Here is a 13,596-nt window from a genome sequence, read left to right as displayed (position 1 = left end):
GCCTGAGAACTCGGCGACATCCGCGTGAGGCGGATGACTGGAATAGAGAGCAGGGAAGGGATGCCGCGCAGCGAAAATCTGACCATCCCTGAGGCTGAAGAAAGAATGCAGGTATGAAACTCGCTTACTCCCTTGTTGACTGGCATGCCATCGCGCCGGGCCACAGCAGCGCCGACGACTGGCAGCGCTGGGCGCAACACGCGCCGGTACTGGATGCCTGCCTGGCTATCGCCAAACCTCAGTTTTTACCGATGATGACTGCCCGTCGTCTCAGCCCCGGCAGCCGTGCCGCCGTTGAGTGCGGCCTTGCGCTGCTGGCCCGACAGTCGGTTGACGCCGTGGTGTTTACCAGCCGCCATGGCGAACTGGAACGCAATCTGCGTATTCTGCGTACGCTCGCGGACGGCCAGCCGCTATCCCCCACCGACTTCGCAATGTCCGTGCACAACTCGGCGGTCGGCAGCCTGACCATCGCCGCACGTCAGCCATTAGTGTCATCGTCAATTTCTGCCGGCATCGACAGCTTCCAGCAGGGCCTGCTTGAGGTCAGCACGCTGCATCAGGCCGGTTACCGGCAGGTGCTGCTGGTGGATTTTGACGGGCTGGTGCCCGACTACTACCGTCCGTGGCTGCCGGAGATCGATACCTTTAATGCACCCTACGCGGTTGCGCTGCTGCTGCGCGCCGGCGAAGCGTGGCGCTGTACGGCGACCGCCGCCCGCTCTCAGCCCGATGCGCTGCCGCAGAGCCTGCAGTTTCTGCATGCGATGCTGAGCGAAACGGCGGATTTCACCCTGGCCGGCGAGCGTCATCAGTGGCGCTGGGAGCGTGCTCATGGCGGATAACGCTATGCCGATGCGCCAGCGGCGCGGTGGCAACTATTACTGGCGGCTGGTGATGACCGCGCTTTGCTTTAGCCTGTTCAGCATTGGCGGTCTGTTGCTGTCGCTGATCTGGTTCAACCTGCTGCTGCTGATTCAGCGTGACGGTCTGCGCCGGCGGCAGATCGCGCGCCGCAGCATTGCGTGGAGCTTTCGCTGCTTTCTGCGCTTCTGCCGTTTTGTCGGCGTGTATGACTATCAGATGCTGGGTGCAGAAGCGCTGCGTCAGGATCGCGGCTGCCTGATTGTCGCCAACCATCCGTCGCTGATCGATTACGTGATGATCGCCTCGCTGTTACCCGAGATGGATTGCCTGGTGAAGGCCGACCTGCAGCACAACATTTTCTTCCGCGGCGTTATTAAATCAGCCGATTACCTGATCAACAGCGAGGCGGAGACGCTACTGCCGGATAGCCAGCAGCGGCTGGCACGCGGCGATACCATTCTGATTTTCCCCGAAGGGACGCGCACCCGCTACGGCCAGCCGCTGCAACTGCAGCGCGGTGCGGCAAATATTGCGGTGCGCGCCGGATGCGATCTGCGCGTGATTCATATCACCTGTACCCAGCGTATGCTCGACAAGCAAAGCCGCTGGTATCAGATTCCGCTGGTTAAACCGGTTTTTACGGTACGCGTACAATCGCGTATTGCCAGCCACGCCTTTCACGAAGCGGATGAGGATGCGCAGCCGCTGGCCGCGCGCCGTTTGACGCGTTATCTGCAAAAGGCGCTGGTGCCTGAAGAGACAAAGTAAGTTATGCAAGCACTGATTGACGACATTAAAACCATGATTATCGACACGCTGAATCTGGAAGATATCAGTCCGGATGATATCGATAGCGATGCACCGCTGTTTGGCGAAGGGCTGGGGCTCGACTCGATCGATGCGCTGGAGCTGGGACTGGCGGTGAAAAACCGCTTCGGCGTGCAGCTCTCCGCCGAGAGCGAAACGCTGCGGGCGCACTTTTTTTCCGTGGCCACGCTGGCCGCTTTTGTTGAACAACAGCAAGCCTGAGAACCGTCGACATGAATAAACAAGATATTTACCAGGAAGTGGCGACGCTGCTGACTACGCTGTTCGAAATTGATCCGGACGAGATCCGCCCGGACGCTCGCCTGTATGAAGATCTCGAACTCGACAGTATTGATGCGGTTGACATGGTGGTGCATCTGCAAAAACGCACCGGGCGTAAGATCAAGCCAGAAGCCTTCCGCGCGGTGCGCACCGTACAGGACGTGGTTGACGCCGTCGACCAGCTGATGCGCGACCAGGCCTGATAAACGCCATGCACAGGCTGTTGCAGCTGCTGAACGCGCTGGCGCTGATCGCCTGGCCATTGCTGGTATGGCTGGCGCTGACTCACCCGCAGTGGCGCGGCGTGCTGGTGCTGCTGGCGCTGGTGTTTGCGGCGCGCATCTGGAGCCTGCGTCAGGCGCAGGGCGCGCTGAACCGCACGCTGCTGCTGCTGGCGCTGATCGGCTGCCTGCTGTCTCTCGCCAGTATCGTGTTGCGGGCGCAGCATCTGCTGCTGTGGTATCCGGTGGTGGTGAATGGCCTGTTGCTTCTGCTGTTCGCCGCGTCGCTGTTCAGCCCGATGCCGCTGGTAGAGCGCCTGGCGCGCCTGCGTGAACCTCAGCTGCCGCCGCGTGCCGTCCGTTATACCCGACGCGTGACGCAGGTGTGGTGCGGGTTTTTTATTTTCAACGGCAGCGTGGCACTGACCACCTGCCTGCTGAGTCATATCCGGCTATGGACACTCTGGAACGGGTGCATCAGCTATGTGCTGATGGGCGCGCTGATGGGCGGCGAATGGCTGCTGCGTCAGCGCATGAGGAAACATGCATGAAGGCCTTGGCGATTCGCGACTGGCTGCACGGCGCCGATCGTCTCGTCGCCTGGCAGGGGCAACAGCAGCATACGCTGGCGCAGATGCGGCAGCAGGTGCTGGGCTTAACCCATCAGCTACAGGCGCAGCCTGGTGCACGCTGGGCGCTGTGCTTTGACAACAGTTACCACTTTACCGTGGCGCTGCTGGCGAGCTGGTACGCCGGCAAAACGCCGGTCATCCCGGGCCACTGCCGCGCAGCGCAGCTGGAAGAGATGCACGACAGTCTTGATGGCGTGATCAGCGATATGCCGCTGGCGGTCACCCTGCCACAGCTACGCTGGGACGGCGCGCTGGCGCAGGGCGCGCTGCCAGAGATAGCGGCGCAGGCGAGTCTGGTGCTGTTCACCTCCGGCTCAACCGGAACGCCGCGTCGCGTGGTCAAATCACTGCGCGCCATGGATCTGGAAGCTCAGTGGCTGGCCGATCTGTGGGGCACGCGTCTGCAGGCGTGTCACGTCATTGCCTCGGTAAGCCATCAACATCTGTATGGCCTGAGTTTTCGCATTATTCTGCCGATGGCGCTCGGCCTGCCGTTCGCCGCGCAGCAAATTTTTTATGGTGAGCAACTGGCGGATCAGCGTGCCGATCGCCGCTACGCCTTTATCAGCAGTCCGGCGTTTTTGCGCCGGCTGGACACGGCGCTGGTGGCGCCGCCCTGTGCACTGATTGTCTCCGCGGGCGGCGCGTTGCCGGGCGCGGATGCGCAACGCGCGCAGCAAACGCTGGACTGCGCGGTGGATGAAATTTACGGCAGTACCGAAACCGGGGTGATCGCGTGGCGCCGGGCCAGCGATGACGCTGCGCTGTGGCAGTGCTTCCCCCACGTCTCGCTGCGCGAGATCGCGCCGCAGCGCTGGCAGGTCTTCTCCGATCTGCTGGAGAGCCGCGCGGGCTGTGCGCTGGACGACCGTATCGTGCAGCAGCCGTCGGGCCGGTTTCAGCTGGCAGGGCGCCAGGATCGGGTGGTGAAAATTGAAGACAAGCGCGTGTCGCTGAGCGAAGTAGAGCGTCGCCTGCTGGCGCTGCCTGGTGTGGAAGATGCCGCCGCGCTGGCGATTCAGCGTCACGGCCGCCATGCCATCGCGGTGGTGCTGGCGCTGCCGCAACTGCCAGACGCCGCCACGCTGCACCAGCGTAAACAACAATGGAAACGCGCGCTGCAACCCTGGCTGGAGCCGGTCGCCATGCCGCGCTACTGGCGGGTGGTGACGGCGATTCCGGTCACCGCGCAGAGCAAGCGCGCATGGCCGCAGATAGAGGAATTGTTTGATGTTACCGGTTGAATTAGACGCGCAACAGCAGGATGGCACGCTCACCCTGCGCCTGCTGGCGGCTGCCGACCTGCTGTGGTTTCGCGGCCACTTCCCGACGCTGCCGATTCTGCCAGGAGTGGCGCAGCTTGACTGGGTACTGCACTACGGCCTGACGCGCCTCGCGCCGGGTAAGAGCTTTGCCTCGATTGAAAACATCAAATTTCAGCAGCCGGTGCCGCCGGATGCGCAGCTGGAGCTGCAGTTGCAGTGGCTGCCGGAGAAGTCGCTGCTGAGTTTTCGCTACGCGCTGCTGCGCGGTGCGCAGGCTGAGGTCGCCAGCAGCGGGAAGATTCGCCTGTGCTGAGTGCCTCTTTTGCGCCCTGCGTGCTGATTCCCTGCTACAACCACGGTGCCATGCTGGCGTCGGTGCTGGCGCGGCTGGCCCCGTTCAACCTGCCGGTGATCGTGGTCGACGACGGCAGCGATGCCCGGACCAAACAGCACATCGCTGCGCTGGATGCGCCGCAGCTCCGGGTGCTGACGCTGCCGCACAACCAGGGTAAGGGAGCGGCGGTGATTGCCGGACTGCGCGCCGCCGCAGCCGCGGGCTTTAGTCATGCGCTGCAGCTGGACGCCGACGGACAGCATCAGGTGGAGGACACACCGCGCATGCTGGCAGAGGCCGAACGCTATCCGCACTGCCTGATTTCCGGCCAGCCGCAGTACGATGCCTCAATCCCGAAATCCCGGCTCTATGGACGCTACATCACCCATTTCTGGGTATGGGTGGAAACGCTGTCGTTCTCGCTGAAAGACAGCATGTGCGGTTTCCGCGTCTATCCGCTGGCAGCGTCGCTTGAGCTGTGCGATCGCCGCGCTATTGGCCAGCGCATGGATTTTGACACCGAGATCATGGTGCGCCTCTACTGGCAGGGCACGCCGAGCCGGTTTATCCGCACGCGCGTGACCTATCCGCCGAGCGGCGTCTCACACTTTGACGCGCTGCACGACAACCTGCGTATCTCGTGGATGCACACCCGTCTGTTCTTTGGCATGCTGCCACGCATCCCGCAGCTGCTATCCCGCCGGCATCAGCAGGCGCACTGGGCAGCGACGCCAGAGCGCCGCGGCCAGTGGGGGCTGCGCTTTATGCTGTGGCTGTACCAGCGTGCCGGCCGCCTGCCGTTTATTCTGCTGCTGTGGCCAGTGGTGGCGGTGTACTGGCTCAGCGGTCGCGCGGCGCGGTCGGCGTCGCAGCAGTGGCTGACGCGCGTACAGGCCGTGGCGCATCAACAGCAGATTACGCTGCCGCGGCCGCTCAGCAGCTATCGCCACTTCCTGCGTTTTGGCAACAGCATGCTGGATAAAGTCGCCAGCTGGCGCGGTGACCTGCAATGGGGACGCGATATCGACTTCGCGCCCGGTGCGGAAGCGGTGATTCGCGCCGCTGAAGGCAAAGGCCAGCTGATTCTCGCCTCGCATCTGGGCGATATCGAAGCCTGCCGGGCGATGGCGAAGCAGGTCAGCGGTCTGGTGATCAACGCGCTGGTATTCACCGACAACGCCCAGCGCTTCCGCGCGGTGCTGGAGAGCATTGCGCCGCAGGCGGGCGTCAATCTGCTGCCGGTCAGTGATATCGGCCCGGACACCGCAATTTTACTGCAGCAAAAGCTGGATGCCGGTGAGTGGGTGGCCATTGTTGGCGACCGCACCGCCGTGCAGCGTCAGCGCGGCGGCGAACGGCGCGTGGTGTGGAGTGAATTTATGGGCCAACCGGCACCGTTCCCGCAGGGACCCTTTGTGCTGGCGGCGGCGCTGCGCTGTCCGGTGCTGCTGATGTTCGCGCTGCGCCAGCAGGGCAAACTGCGCGTGCACTGCGAGGCCTTTGCCGATCCTTTACCGCTGCCGCGCAATGGACGACAGCAGGCGCTGCAGGCGGCGGTCGATCGCTACGCTGCGCGCCTGCAGCATCATGCCCTGCTGGCACCGCTGGACTGGTTTAACTTTTACGATTTCTGGGCTCTGCCCGAAGAGGAGCAACGCGATGCGTGACGCAAGCTGGCGCGCGGAGATTGAACGGGTGGTCTCGTTTCATGACTGCGATCCGATGGGCGTGGTGTGGCACGGCAACTATTTCCGCTACTTCGAAGTGGCGCGTGAAGCGCTGCTGCGCAGTATCAACTACAGCTATGCAGAGATGAGCGCCAGCGGCTACGTCTGGCCGGTGGTCGATACCCGGGTTAAATACCGCCTGCCGCTGCGCTGTGAAGAGGCCATTCGTGTTGAAGCCAGCATCAGCGAATATGAGAACCGGCTGCGCATCGATTATGTCATCCGTAACGCTGCCGGGCAGGTGACCACCAAAGCGCACACGCTGCAGGTGGCGGTCAGCGCCAGCACGCAGGAGATGTGCTTTGTCTCGCCGGATATTCTGCTGCAGCGTTTGGGGGTGTCATCATGATTCGTCTGGTCTGCCTGCTGCTGACGCTGCTCAGCGCCAGCGCCAGCGCGGTGACGCTGGAACAGCTACAGCAGCGCTTTGCCAGCCAGCCGGTGATTCGCGCCAGCTTTGTTCAGGTACGCAGCATCGCTGGAATGGCGCAGCCGCTGATGTCGCGCGGCCAGCTGTTGATTGCTCAGCAGCAGGGGCTGTGGTGGCACCAGGCGACACCGTTTCCGATGACGCTGATTCTGGATGATCACCGCATGGTGCAAAGCATGAGCGGCCAGCCGCCGCAGGTGATCACCGCAGACAGCAATCCGCAAATGTTCCAGTTTAACCATCTGCTGCGCGCGCTGTTCCAGGCGGATGAGCAGGTACTGCGCGAGAATTTTGTGCTCGATTTCCGCGATGATGGTGGCGACGGCTGGCAGCTGAGCCTGACGCCGAAAGCGGCACCGCTGAATAAGATCTTCAACCGCATCGATCTGCAGGGCGCGGCGTATCTCAACCGCATTACGCTGGATGACCGCCAGGGCGATAAAACGGAAATCACTCTGAGCGATACCCGTACGCAGCCCGGCCAACTGACTGATGAAGAGCGAGCCCGTTTTGCCGCAGCGCAGTGAGATTTTTGCCGCGCGCGCGTGGCTGGCCGTCTGTCTGATGCTGATGCTGGCGCTGGCCTGGTTACTGCCGCGCAGCCACATTAACAGCAGCGTGCTGGCTCTGCTGCCGCAGCAGAATCTTGGCCAGGCACCGGCAGAGATTCAGCAGGGCTTTATGCAGCGGCTCGACCGCCAGCTGGTGTGGCTGGTGAGTGCGCCCGGTGCGGACGGTGACGCCGCCGCTGCGTGGTGGCAGGCGCAGCTCCGGGCACTGCCGATGCTCAGTGAGGTCAGCGGCGCGCTGGATGGTGATCAGCTGCAGCGCTGGGGAAGCTTTGCTTATCAGCATCGCAACGGGTTGATCGATCCGCTGACGCGTGCGCGACTGCAGCACGGCGGCGGCGCGCAGGCCGACTGGATTCTGGCGCAGCTGTTTTCGGCGTTTGCCGGGGTGAGCAGCAAAGAGCTTGCCGGTGACCCGCTGCTGCTGGTGCGTGGCGCGCAGCTGGCGCTGCAGCAGAACGCCAGCAAAATGGTGCTGCACAACGGCTGGCTGACGGTCAGCGATGCGCAGCAGCGCCGCTGGTATTTTCTGCACGGCGAACTGGTACATAACGCCTTCAGCATGGCGCAGAGCCATCAGCTGGTCAGCGCGCTGCATCAGCTTGAGCAGCAGTTGAAACAGCGCTGGCCGCAGGCGCAGCTGCTGACGCGCGGCACGGTGCTGTTCAGCGACGATGCCAGCCAGCGCGCGCAGCATGATGTTGCCACGCTGGGCAGCGTGACGCTGGGCGGTTTGCTGCTGCTGGTGTGGCTGGTGTTTCGCTCACTGCGGCCGCTGGCACTGAGCGTGCTGTCGGTAGCCATCGGGGCGATGGCCGGCACCGTGTTCACGCTGCTGTTTTTTGGTGAGCTGCATCTCACCACGCTGGTGATGAGTCTCAGTATTGTCGGCATCTCGGCCGATTATACGCTGTACTACCTGACGGAACGCATGGTGCACGGTGAGCACGCCACACCGTGGCAGAGTCTGCATAAAGTGCGCGGTACGCTGCTGCTGGCGCTGGGCACCACGGCGATCGCCTGGCTGCTGATGCTGCTGGCACCGTTTCCCGGGCTGCGCCAGCTGGCGGTATTTGCCGCCAGCGGCCTGGGCGCCTCGTGCCTGACGGTGATCTGTTTCTATCCGTGGCTGGTGCGCGGCCTGCCGGTGCGACCGGTGCCGGCGATGGTGTGGCTGGCGCGCTGGCTGGCCGCGTGGCGCCGCCAGCGCGGGCTGCGCGTCGGGTTACCGCTGCTGGTAGCCCTTTACGCGCTGAGCGGCATCTTACAGCTGCGCGTCGACGATAATATTGCTCATCTGCAGAGCGCGCCGGCGCAGCTGCTGGCGCAGGATCGCCAGCTGGCGCAGCTCACCGGGCAACAGGCCGATCAAACCTGGTTTGTGGTTTGGGGTGATAACGAGCAGCAGGTGTTGCAGCGGCTTAATGCGCTGGCGCCCGAACTGCAGCGCGCGCAGCAGCAGGGCTGGCTGACAAGCTATCGCCTGCTGCCGCTCAGCACGCTGGAACAGCAGCAACAGGATGTCGCGCTGTTACAGCAGGCGGCCCCGACCATCATGGCGCGTCTGCAACAGGCCGGTATTCGTCCGGCGCAGGCCAGTCTGCAGCCGATGCCGGTCTGCGTGCAGGCGTGGCTGGCGAGTCCGCTGAGTGAAGGCTGGCGGCTGCTGTGGCTGTTGCTGCCTGACGGACGCAGCAGCGTGCTGGTCCCGGTGAGCGGCGTGCAGAACAGTGCCGCGCTGCAAAAGCTGGCGACAGGGCAAGCAGGCGTGAGCTGGGTCGATCGCAAGGCCCGTTACGATGAGCTGTTTGGCTTCTGGCGCACGCTGCTAAGCGGCCTGCTGGCGCTGGCGCTGCTGCTGATCACCGTCAGTTACACCCTGCGCCTTGGCCTCAAAGCCGGGCTGCGCAGCGCGCTGCCGTCATGGCTGTCGCTGGCGGCCGCGCTGGCCACGCTCGGCTGGCTGGGTGCCAGTCTGAATCTGTTTGCGCTGCTGGCGCTGATTCTGGTGCTGGGCATTGGCATCAATTACACGCTGTTTTTCAGTAATCCGCGCGGCACGCCGCTGACGTCGATGCTGGCGGTGACGCTGGCGATGATGACCACGCTGCTGACGCTGGGCATGCTGGTATTCAGCAGCACCAGCGCCATCAGCAGCTTTGGTACTGTGCTGTGCAGCGGAATTTTTTGTGCATTTTTACTGGCGCCGCTGGCGCTGGCGGGCGGAAAAAGGAAATCACGATGAGAATGGGTGCGTTACTGCTGGCGCTCAGCCTGCTGCTGAGCGGGTGTGCGTCTCACCATGACGAGTCCAGCCGGCCCACGGCCTGGCTCAAACCCGGCGTGCGCGTCACGCTGCCGGCACCGGGCATCTCGCCCGGCTTTCAGCAGCAGCAGTTGCTGACCGGGCGCGTGAAGGGCAAAACCCAGTCATTGCTGGTGCTGCTCAGCGCGGATGCGCAGCAGATCTCGCTGGCCGGGCTGTCGTCGCTTGGCATCCGGCTATTCCGCGTCACTTACGATCAACAGGGGATTCATACCCAGCAGATGATGGCGCTGCCCGACCTGCCGCCAGCCAGCCAGGTGCTGGCCGATATTATGCTGAGCTACTGGCCAGTCAGCGCGTGGCAGCCGCAATTGCCGTCCGGCTGGACGCTACGCGATGTGGGCGACCGGCGCGAATTGCGCGATGCCTCCGGACAGCTGATCAGCCAGATTCATTATCTGCAGCGCGGGGAACAGCGTGAGCCGATTAGCGTCGATCAGCGCGCCTTTGGCTATCAGATTCACATCCAGCATCTGGACACCTCCTCATGATTTACCTGTCGGCTTTTGGCATGGTCAATGCGCTGGGCAGCAGCCTGGCGCAGATTGCCGCCCAGCTACAGCAGGGCACAGCGCCCGGCATGCAGCTGCGTGACGGCTGGTTAGCGCAGGGCAAGCGCTGCTGGCTGGGTGAAGTGCCGGGCGCGCTGCCGCCGGTACCGGCTGAACTGGCGGCGCATGATACGCGCAACAATCGTTTGCTGCTGGCGGCGCTGCAGCAGTGTCAGCCGGCGCTGGATAAGGCGATTACGCGCTATGGTCGCGCCCGCGTGGCCATCGTGCTGGGCACCAGTACTTCCGGCGTGGATGAGGGCGATCGGCAGACGGACGGCGGCCATGCCGGTTATGACTACCGGATGCAGGAAATGGGCGATCCGTCGCGCTTTCTGGCGCACTATCTGCAGCTGGATGGCCCGGCGTACACCATTTCTACGGCCTGCTCCTCCAGCGCGCGCGCCATCATCAGCGGGGCGCGGCTGATTGCTGCCGGTCTGGCCGACGTAGCGCTGGTGGGCGGTGCGGACTCGCTCAGCCGCATGCCGATTAACGGCTTTGCCAGCCTAGATTCGCTGTCGGAACATCACTGCGCACCGTTCAGCGCCGGGCGCGACGGTATTTCGATTGGCGAAGCGGCGGCGCTGCTGCTGCTGACGCGCGAGCCACAGCTACTGGCGCTGCTGGGCTGCGGTGAATCGTCAGATGCCTGGCACATGTCAGCGCCGCATCCGCAGGGCGTGGGCGCGGAAGCCGCCATGCGCATGGCGCTGCAGCAGGCCGGTTTGCAGCCGCACGAGGTGGGCTATATCAATCTGCACGGTACCGCCACGCCGCTCAACGATCAGGTTGAAGCGGCGGTGATTCACCGCCTGTTTGGCGATGCCGTGCCGTGCAGCTCTACCAAGCACCTCACCGGCCACACGCTGGGCGCAGCAGGCGCCACCGAAGCCGCGCTGGCGGCCCTGATTATCCAGCAACAGTTGTCGCTGCCGCCGCAGGATTTTTCGCACGCGACGCAGGATAGTACGCTGCCGCCCTGTGGACTGCTGACTGTGGCACAGCCGCTGGCGCGCCCGGTGATTGCCTCCAACTCATTTGCCTTTGGCGGGAACAATACCTGCCTGATTGTAGGATCTTCGCATGAATGATTTTTTGCCGGTGGGCGATTACCTGCCGCACCGCGCGCCGCTGCTGCTGCTTGAGCGCGTGCTTGACGTCACGCCAGACAGCGTTGTCTGTGCGGTCACGGTGAGCCCGCACGGCGTGCTGGCACCGTTTCTCACGCCGCAGGGCGAGCTGCCGGCGTGGTTTGGCGTCGAGATCATGGCGCAGACCGTGGGCGTCTGGTCCGGCTTTCATGCCCGCCAGCGCGGTGCCAGTGACATACGCCCCGGCATGCTGCTGGGCGGGCGTGGCTATCGTGCCAGTGCGTCCACCTTCGCGGCACACAGTGCGTTGCAGATTGAGATGCACCTGCTGATGCGCGATGACAAGCTGGGCAGTTTTGAGGGCGAGATCCGCTGCGGCACCAGCCTGCTGGCCAGCGGACGACTGAACACCTACCAGCCCGACGACGACGAATTAACCCGATTAGCGCAACAAGGAACCGAGTGATGACCCGCAGCGTATTAGTAACCGGGGCCAGTAAAGGTATTGGCCGTGCCATGGCTTTACGTCTGGCCGCCGACGGATTTGATATTGTGGTGCATTACCACCGCGACGCCGTCGGTGCACAGCAGACGCTGACGCAGATCGTTGCCGCAGGCGGCCGTGGCCGCACGCTGCAGTTTGACGTGGCACAGCGGGAAGCCACGCGTAACGCGCTGGAGCAGGACATCGCCGCGCACGGTGCTTATTATGGTGTGATCAGCAATGCGGGCATTACCCGCGACGGTGCTTTTCCGGCGCTCACCGAAGATGAATGGGACAGCGTGATCCACACCAACCTCGACAGCTTTTACAACGTGATTCATCCCTGCGTCATGCCGATGATCGGCCTGCGCCAGGGCGGACGCATCATTACCCTCTCTTCGGTATCCGGCATGATGGGCAACCGCGGACAGGTCAACTACAGCGCGGCCAAGGCCGGCATCATCGGCGCCACGAAAGCGCTGGCGATTGAACTGGCGAAACGCAAAATCACCGTTAACTGTATCGCGCCAGGTTTGATCGATACCGGCATGACCGATCTTGAGCCACAGGTAATCGACGAAGCGCTGAAAATCATTCCGATGAAACGTATGGGCGCGGCAGACGAAGTCGCTGGCCTGGCCAGCTATCTGATGTCGGATATCGCTGGCTACGTTACGCGGCAGGTGATTTCCATCAACGGAGGAATGTTGTGATGCAGCGGGTAGTGGTTACCGGTATGGGCGGCGTCACCGCTTTCGGTGAGAGCTGGAGCGCGGTGGCGCAGCGCATTAAACAGGGCCAGAATGCGGTACGTAAAATGCCGGAGTGGCAAGTCTATGATGGGCTGCACACGCTGCTGGGCGCGCCGATCGATGACTTCACGCTGCCGCCGCACTACACGCGTAAACGCATCCGCGCCATGGGCCGCGTCTCACTGCTGGCGACGCGTGCCACCGAGCTGGCGCTGGAGCAGGCCGGCCTGATTGACCATCCGGTGCTGACCAGTGGTGAAACCGGCATCGCCTATGGGTCTTCGACCGGCAGCACCGGTCCGGTGAGCGAATTCGCCACCATGCTGACGGAAAAGCACACCAACAACATCACCGGCACCACCTACGTGCAGATGATGCCGCATACCACTGCGGTTAACGCCGGACTGTTTTTTGGTCTGCGCGGTCGCGTGATCCCCACGTCCAGCGCCTGCACTTCCGGCAGCCAGGCGATTGGCTACGCGTGGGAAGCCATTCGCCATGGCTATCAGACCGTGATGGTCGCGGGCGGGGCAGAGGAGCTGTGCCCCTCGGAAGCCGCCGTGTTTGATACGCTGTTTGCCACCAGCCAGCGTAACGACGCGCCGCACACCTCGCCGGCACCGTTCGATCAACAGCGCGATGGTCTGGTGATTGGCGAAGGGGCGGGCACGCTGATTCTGGAATCGCTGGCACATGCGCAGGCGCGCGGCGCGACCATCTATGCGGAGCTGGTCGGTTTTCACACTAACTGTGACGCGGCCCATATCACTCAGCCGCAGCGTGAAACCATGCAGATTTGTATTCAGCGCGCGCTGGACAGCGCAGGGGTGACGGCAGCGCAGATTGGTTACATTAACGCACACGGTACCGCCACCGATCGCGGCGATATTGCCGAAAGCCAGGCGACGGCAGCAATTTTTGGCAATCGTACGCCCATCTCTTCGCTGAAAAGCTATTTCGGTCACACGCTGGGTGCCTGCGGCGCGCTGGAAGCCTGGATGAGTATTGAGATGATGCGTGAGGGCTGGTTTGCGCCCACGCTGAATCTGACGCAGCCCGCCGCCGAATGCGGTGAGCTGGATTACATCACCGGCGAGCCTCGTCTGCTGCAGACCGATTATATCCAGTCAAACAACTTTGCGTTCGGCGGCATCAACACCTCGCTGGTGTTTAAACGCTGGCGCGACGCCTGATTCGCTCCGTTTACCCAGCATTCCCGTCGTCCGGCGGGAATATTCTTCCCCCGATGATGCGT

At 63.2% G+C, this 13,596-nt stretch carries 16 protein-coding genes; all 16 read left to right on the top strand.

Going from position 1 to position 13,596, the window contains the following annotated elements:
- Positions 1-113 precede the first annotated feature (113 nt).
- From C1N56_RS12015 to C1N56_RS11940, 16 genes are read left to right on the top strand one after another with little or no spacing between them, the layout of a single operon-like run.
- Positions 114-845 (top strand): beta-ketoacyl synthase chain length factor, encoded by a 732-nt coding sequence (locus C1N56_RS12015; RefSeq protein WP_282995862.1) that lies wholly within the window; start codon positions 114-116, stop codon positions 843-845.
- Entirely contained in the window at positions 835-1,635 is an 801-nt protein-coding gene (locus C1N56_RS12010) for a lysophospholipid acyltransferase family protein (protein ID WP_282995861.1), read from the top strand. The genes C1N56_RS12015 and C1N56_RS12010 overlap by 11 nt, the downstream gene beginning before the upstream one ends.
- 3 nt (positions 1,636-1,638) lie before the next feature.
- The gene (locus C1N56_RS12005; RefSeq protein WP_021508263.1) at positions 1,639-1,896 is read left to right on the top strand and encodes a phosphopantetheine-binding protein; all 258 of its coding nucleotides are present in this window, start codon (positions 1,639-1,641) and stop codon (positions 1,894-1,896) included.
- An 11-nt stretch (positions 1,897-1,907) separates the two neighbouring features.
- On the top strand, positions 1,908-2,159 hold the full coding sequence (locus C1N56_RS12000; RefSeq protein ID WP_021508262.1) for an acyl carrier protein: 252 nt from the start codon (positions 1,908-1,910) through the stop codon (positions 2,157-2,159).
- A gap of 8 nt (positions 2,160-2,167) precedes the next feature.
- Positions 2,168-2,728, top strand: a complete 561-nt coding sequence (locus C1N56_RS11995) for a COG4648 family protein (RefSeq protein ID WP_021508261.1) — start codon at positions 2,168-2,170, stop codon at positions 2,726-2,728.
- Positions 2,725-4,053 (top strand): AMP-binding protein, encoded by a 1,329-nt coding sequence (locus tag C1N56_RS11990; protein WP_394516689.1) that lies wholly within the window; start codon positions 2,725-2,727, stop codon positions 4,051-4,053. Before C1N56_RS11995 ends, C1N56_RS11990 begins: the two co-directional genes overlap by 4 nt.
- Positions 4,040-4,387 carry an ApeI family dehydratase gene (locus C1N56_RS11985; RefSeq protein WP_058759692.1) on the top strand — a complete coding sequence of 116 codons (348 nt, stop codon included), beginning with the start codon at positions 4,040-4,042 and terminating at the stop codon, positions 4,385-4,387. The genes C1N56_RS11990 and C1N56_RS11985 overlap by 14 nt, the downstream gene beginning before the upstream one ends.
- 50 nt (positions 4,388-4,437) lie before the next feature.
- Positions 4,438-6,075, top strand: coding sequence for a glycosyltransferase family 2 protein (locus C1N56_RS11980; protein WP_394517474.1), 1,638 nt, complete (start codon positions 4,438-4,440; stop codon positions 6,073-6,075).
- Positions 6,068-6,484, top strand: a complete 417-nt coding sequence (locus C1N56_RS11975) for an acyl-CoA thioesterase (protein WP_021508257.1) — start codon at positions 6,068-6,070, stop codon at positions 6,482-6,484. Before C1N56_RS11980 ends, C1N56_RS11975 begins: the two co-directional genes overlap by 8 nt.
- Positions 6,481-7,092 carry an outer membrane lipoprotein carrier protein LolA gene (locus C1N56_RS11970; protein ID WP_394516688.1) on the top strand — a complete coding sequence of 204 codons (612 nt, stop codon included), beginning with the start codon at positions 6,481-6,483 and terminating at the stop codon, positions 7,090-7,092. The genes C1N56_RS11975 and C1N56_RS11970 overlap by 4 nt, the downstream gene beginning before the upstream one ends.
- On the top strand, positions 7,058-9,379 hold the full coding sequence (locus C1N56_RS11965; RefSeq protein WP_394516687.1) for an MMPL family transporter: 2,322 nt from the start codon (positions 7,058-7,060) through the stop codon (positions 9,377-9,379). The genes C1N56_RS11970 and C1N56_RS11965 overlap by 35 nt, the downstream gene beginning before the upstream one ends.
- Positions 9,376-9,951: a DUF3261 domain-containing protein gene (locus C1N56_RS11960; RefSeq protein WP_394516686.1), complete on the top strand. Its 576-nt coding sequence runs from the start codon at positions 9,376-9,378 to the stop codon at positions 9,949-9,951. The genes C1N56_RS11965 and C1N56_RS11960 overlap by 4 nt, the downstream gene beginning before the upstream one ends.
- Positions 9,948-11,105, top strand: coding sequence for a beta-ketoacyl-[acyl-carrier-protein] synthase family protein (locus C1N56_RS11955; protein WP_394516685.1), 1,158 nt, complete (start codon positions 9,948-9,950; stop codon positions 11,103-11,105). Before C1N56_RS11960 ends, C1N56_RS11955 begins: the two co-directional genes overlap by 4 nt.
- Complete coding sequence (locus C1N56_RS11950; protein ID WP_021506454.1) at positions 11,098-11,571, top strand: ApeP family dehydratase; 474 nt, start codon at positions 11,098-11,100, stop codon at positions 11,569-11,571. The genes C1N56_RS11955 and C1N56_RS11950 overlap by 8 nt, the downstream gene beginning before the upstream one ends.
- Positions 11,571-12,302 (top strand): 3-ketoacyl-ACP reductase FabG2, encoded by a 732-nt coding sequence (locus tag C1N56_RS11945; RefSeq protein ID WP_059010474.1) that lies wholly within the window; start codon positions 11,571-11,573, stop codon positions 12,300-12,302. Before C1N56_RS11950 ends, C1N56_RS11945 begins: the two co-directional genes overlap by 1 nt.
- Complete coding sequence (locus tag C1N56_RS11940; protein WP_394517473.1) at positions 12,302-13,534, top strand: beta-ketoacyl-ACP synthase; 1,233 nt, start codon at positions 12,302-12,304, stop codon at positions 13,532-13,534. Before C1N56_RS11945 ends, C1N56_RS11940 begins: the two co-directional genes overlap by 1 nt.
- Positions 13,535-13,596 lie beyond the last annotated feature (62 nt).

Source organism: Pantoea sp. SGAir0175 (assembly GCF_043547855.1).
The sequence above is the reverse complement of the archived record's forward strand: the minus strand, read 5'-3'. Positions and strand labels throughout refer to the sequence as shown.

Bases quoted from the DNA above. Each gene is read 5' to 3' on its own strand.
- C1N56_RS11960 (WP_394516686.1), top strand. From the start codon at position 9,376: ATGAGAATGGGTGCGTTACTGCTGGCGCTCAGCCTGCTGCTGAGCGGG.
- C1N56_RS12000 (WP_021508262.1), top strand. From the start codon at position 1,908: ATGAATAAACAAGATATTTACCAGGAAGTGGCGACGCTGCTGACTACG.
- C1N56_RS11975 (WP_021508257.1), top strand. From the start codon at position 6,068: ATGCGTGACGCAAGCTGGCGCGCGGAGATTGAACGGGTGGTCTCGTTT.
- C1N56_RS12015 (WP_282995862.1), top strand. From the start codon at position 114: ATGAAACTCGCTTACTCCCTTGTTGACTGGCATGCCATCGCGCCGGGC.
- C1N56_RS12010 (WP_282995861.1), top strand. From the start codon at position 835: ATGGCGGATAACGCTATGCCGATGCGCCAGCGGCGCGGTGGCAACTAT.
- C1N56_RS11985 (WP_058759692.1), top strand. From the start codon at position 4,040: ATGTTACCGGTTGAATTAGACGCGCAACAGCAGGATGGCACGCTCACC.
- C1N56_RS11940 (WP_394517473.1), top strand. From the start codon at position 12,302: ATGCAGCGGGTAGTGGTTACCGGTATGGGCGGCGTCACCGCTTTCGGT.
- C1N56_RS11995 (WP_021508261.1), top strand. From the start codon at position 2,168: ATGCACAGGCTGTTGCAGCTGCTGAACGCGCTGGCGCTGATCGCCTGG.
- C1N56_RS11990 (WP_394516689.1), top strand. From the start codon at position 2,725: ATGAAGGCCTTGGCGATTCGCGACTGGCTGCACGGCGCCGATCGTCTC.
- C1N56_RS11965 (WP_394516687.1), top strand. From the start codon at position 7,058: ATGAAGAGCGAGCCCGTTTTGCCGCAGCGCAGTGAGATTTTTGCCGCG.
- C1N56_RS11955 (WP_394516685.1), top strand. From the start codon at position 9,948: ATGATTTACCTGTCGGCTTTTGGCATGGTCAATGCGCTGGGCAGCAGC.
- C1N56_RS11950 (WP_021506454.1), top strand. From the start codon at position 11,098: ATGAATGATTTTTTGCCGGTGGGCGATTACCTGCCGCACCGCGCGCCG.
- C1N56_RS11945 (WP_059010474.1), top strand. From the start codon at position 11,571: ATGACCCGCAGCGTATTAGTAACCGGGGCCAGTAAAGGTATTGGCCGT.
- C1N56_RS12005 (WP_021508263.1), top strand. From the start codon at position 1,639: ATGCAAGCACTGATTGACGACATTAAAACCATGATTATCGACACGCTG.
- C1N56_RS11980 (WP_394517474.1), top strand. From the start codon at position 4,438: ATGCTGGCGTCGGTGCTGGCGCGGCTGGCCCCGTTCAACCTGCCGGTG.
- C1N56_RS11970 (WP_394516688.1), top strand. From the start codon at position 6,481: ATGATTCGTCTGGTCTGCCTGCTGCTGACGCTGCTCAGCGCCAGCGCC.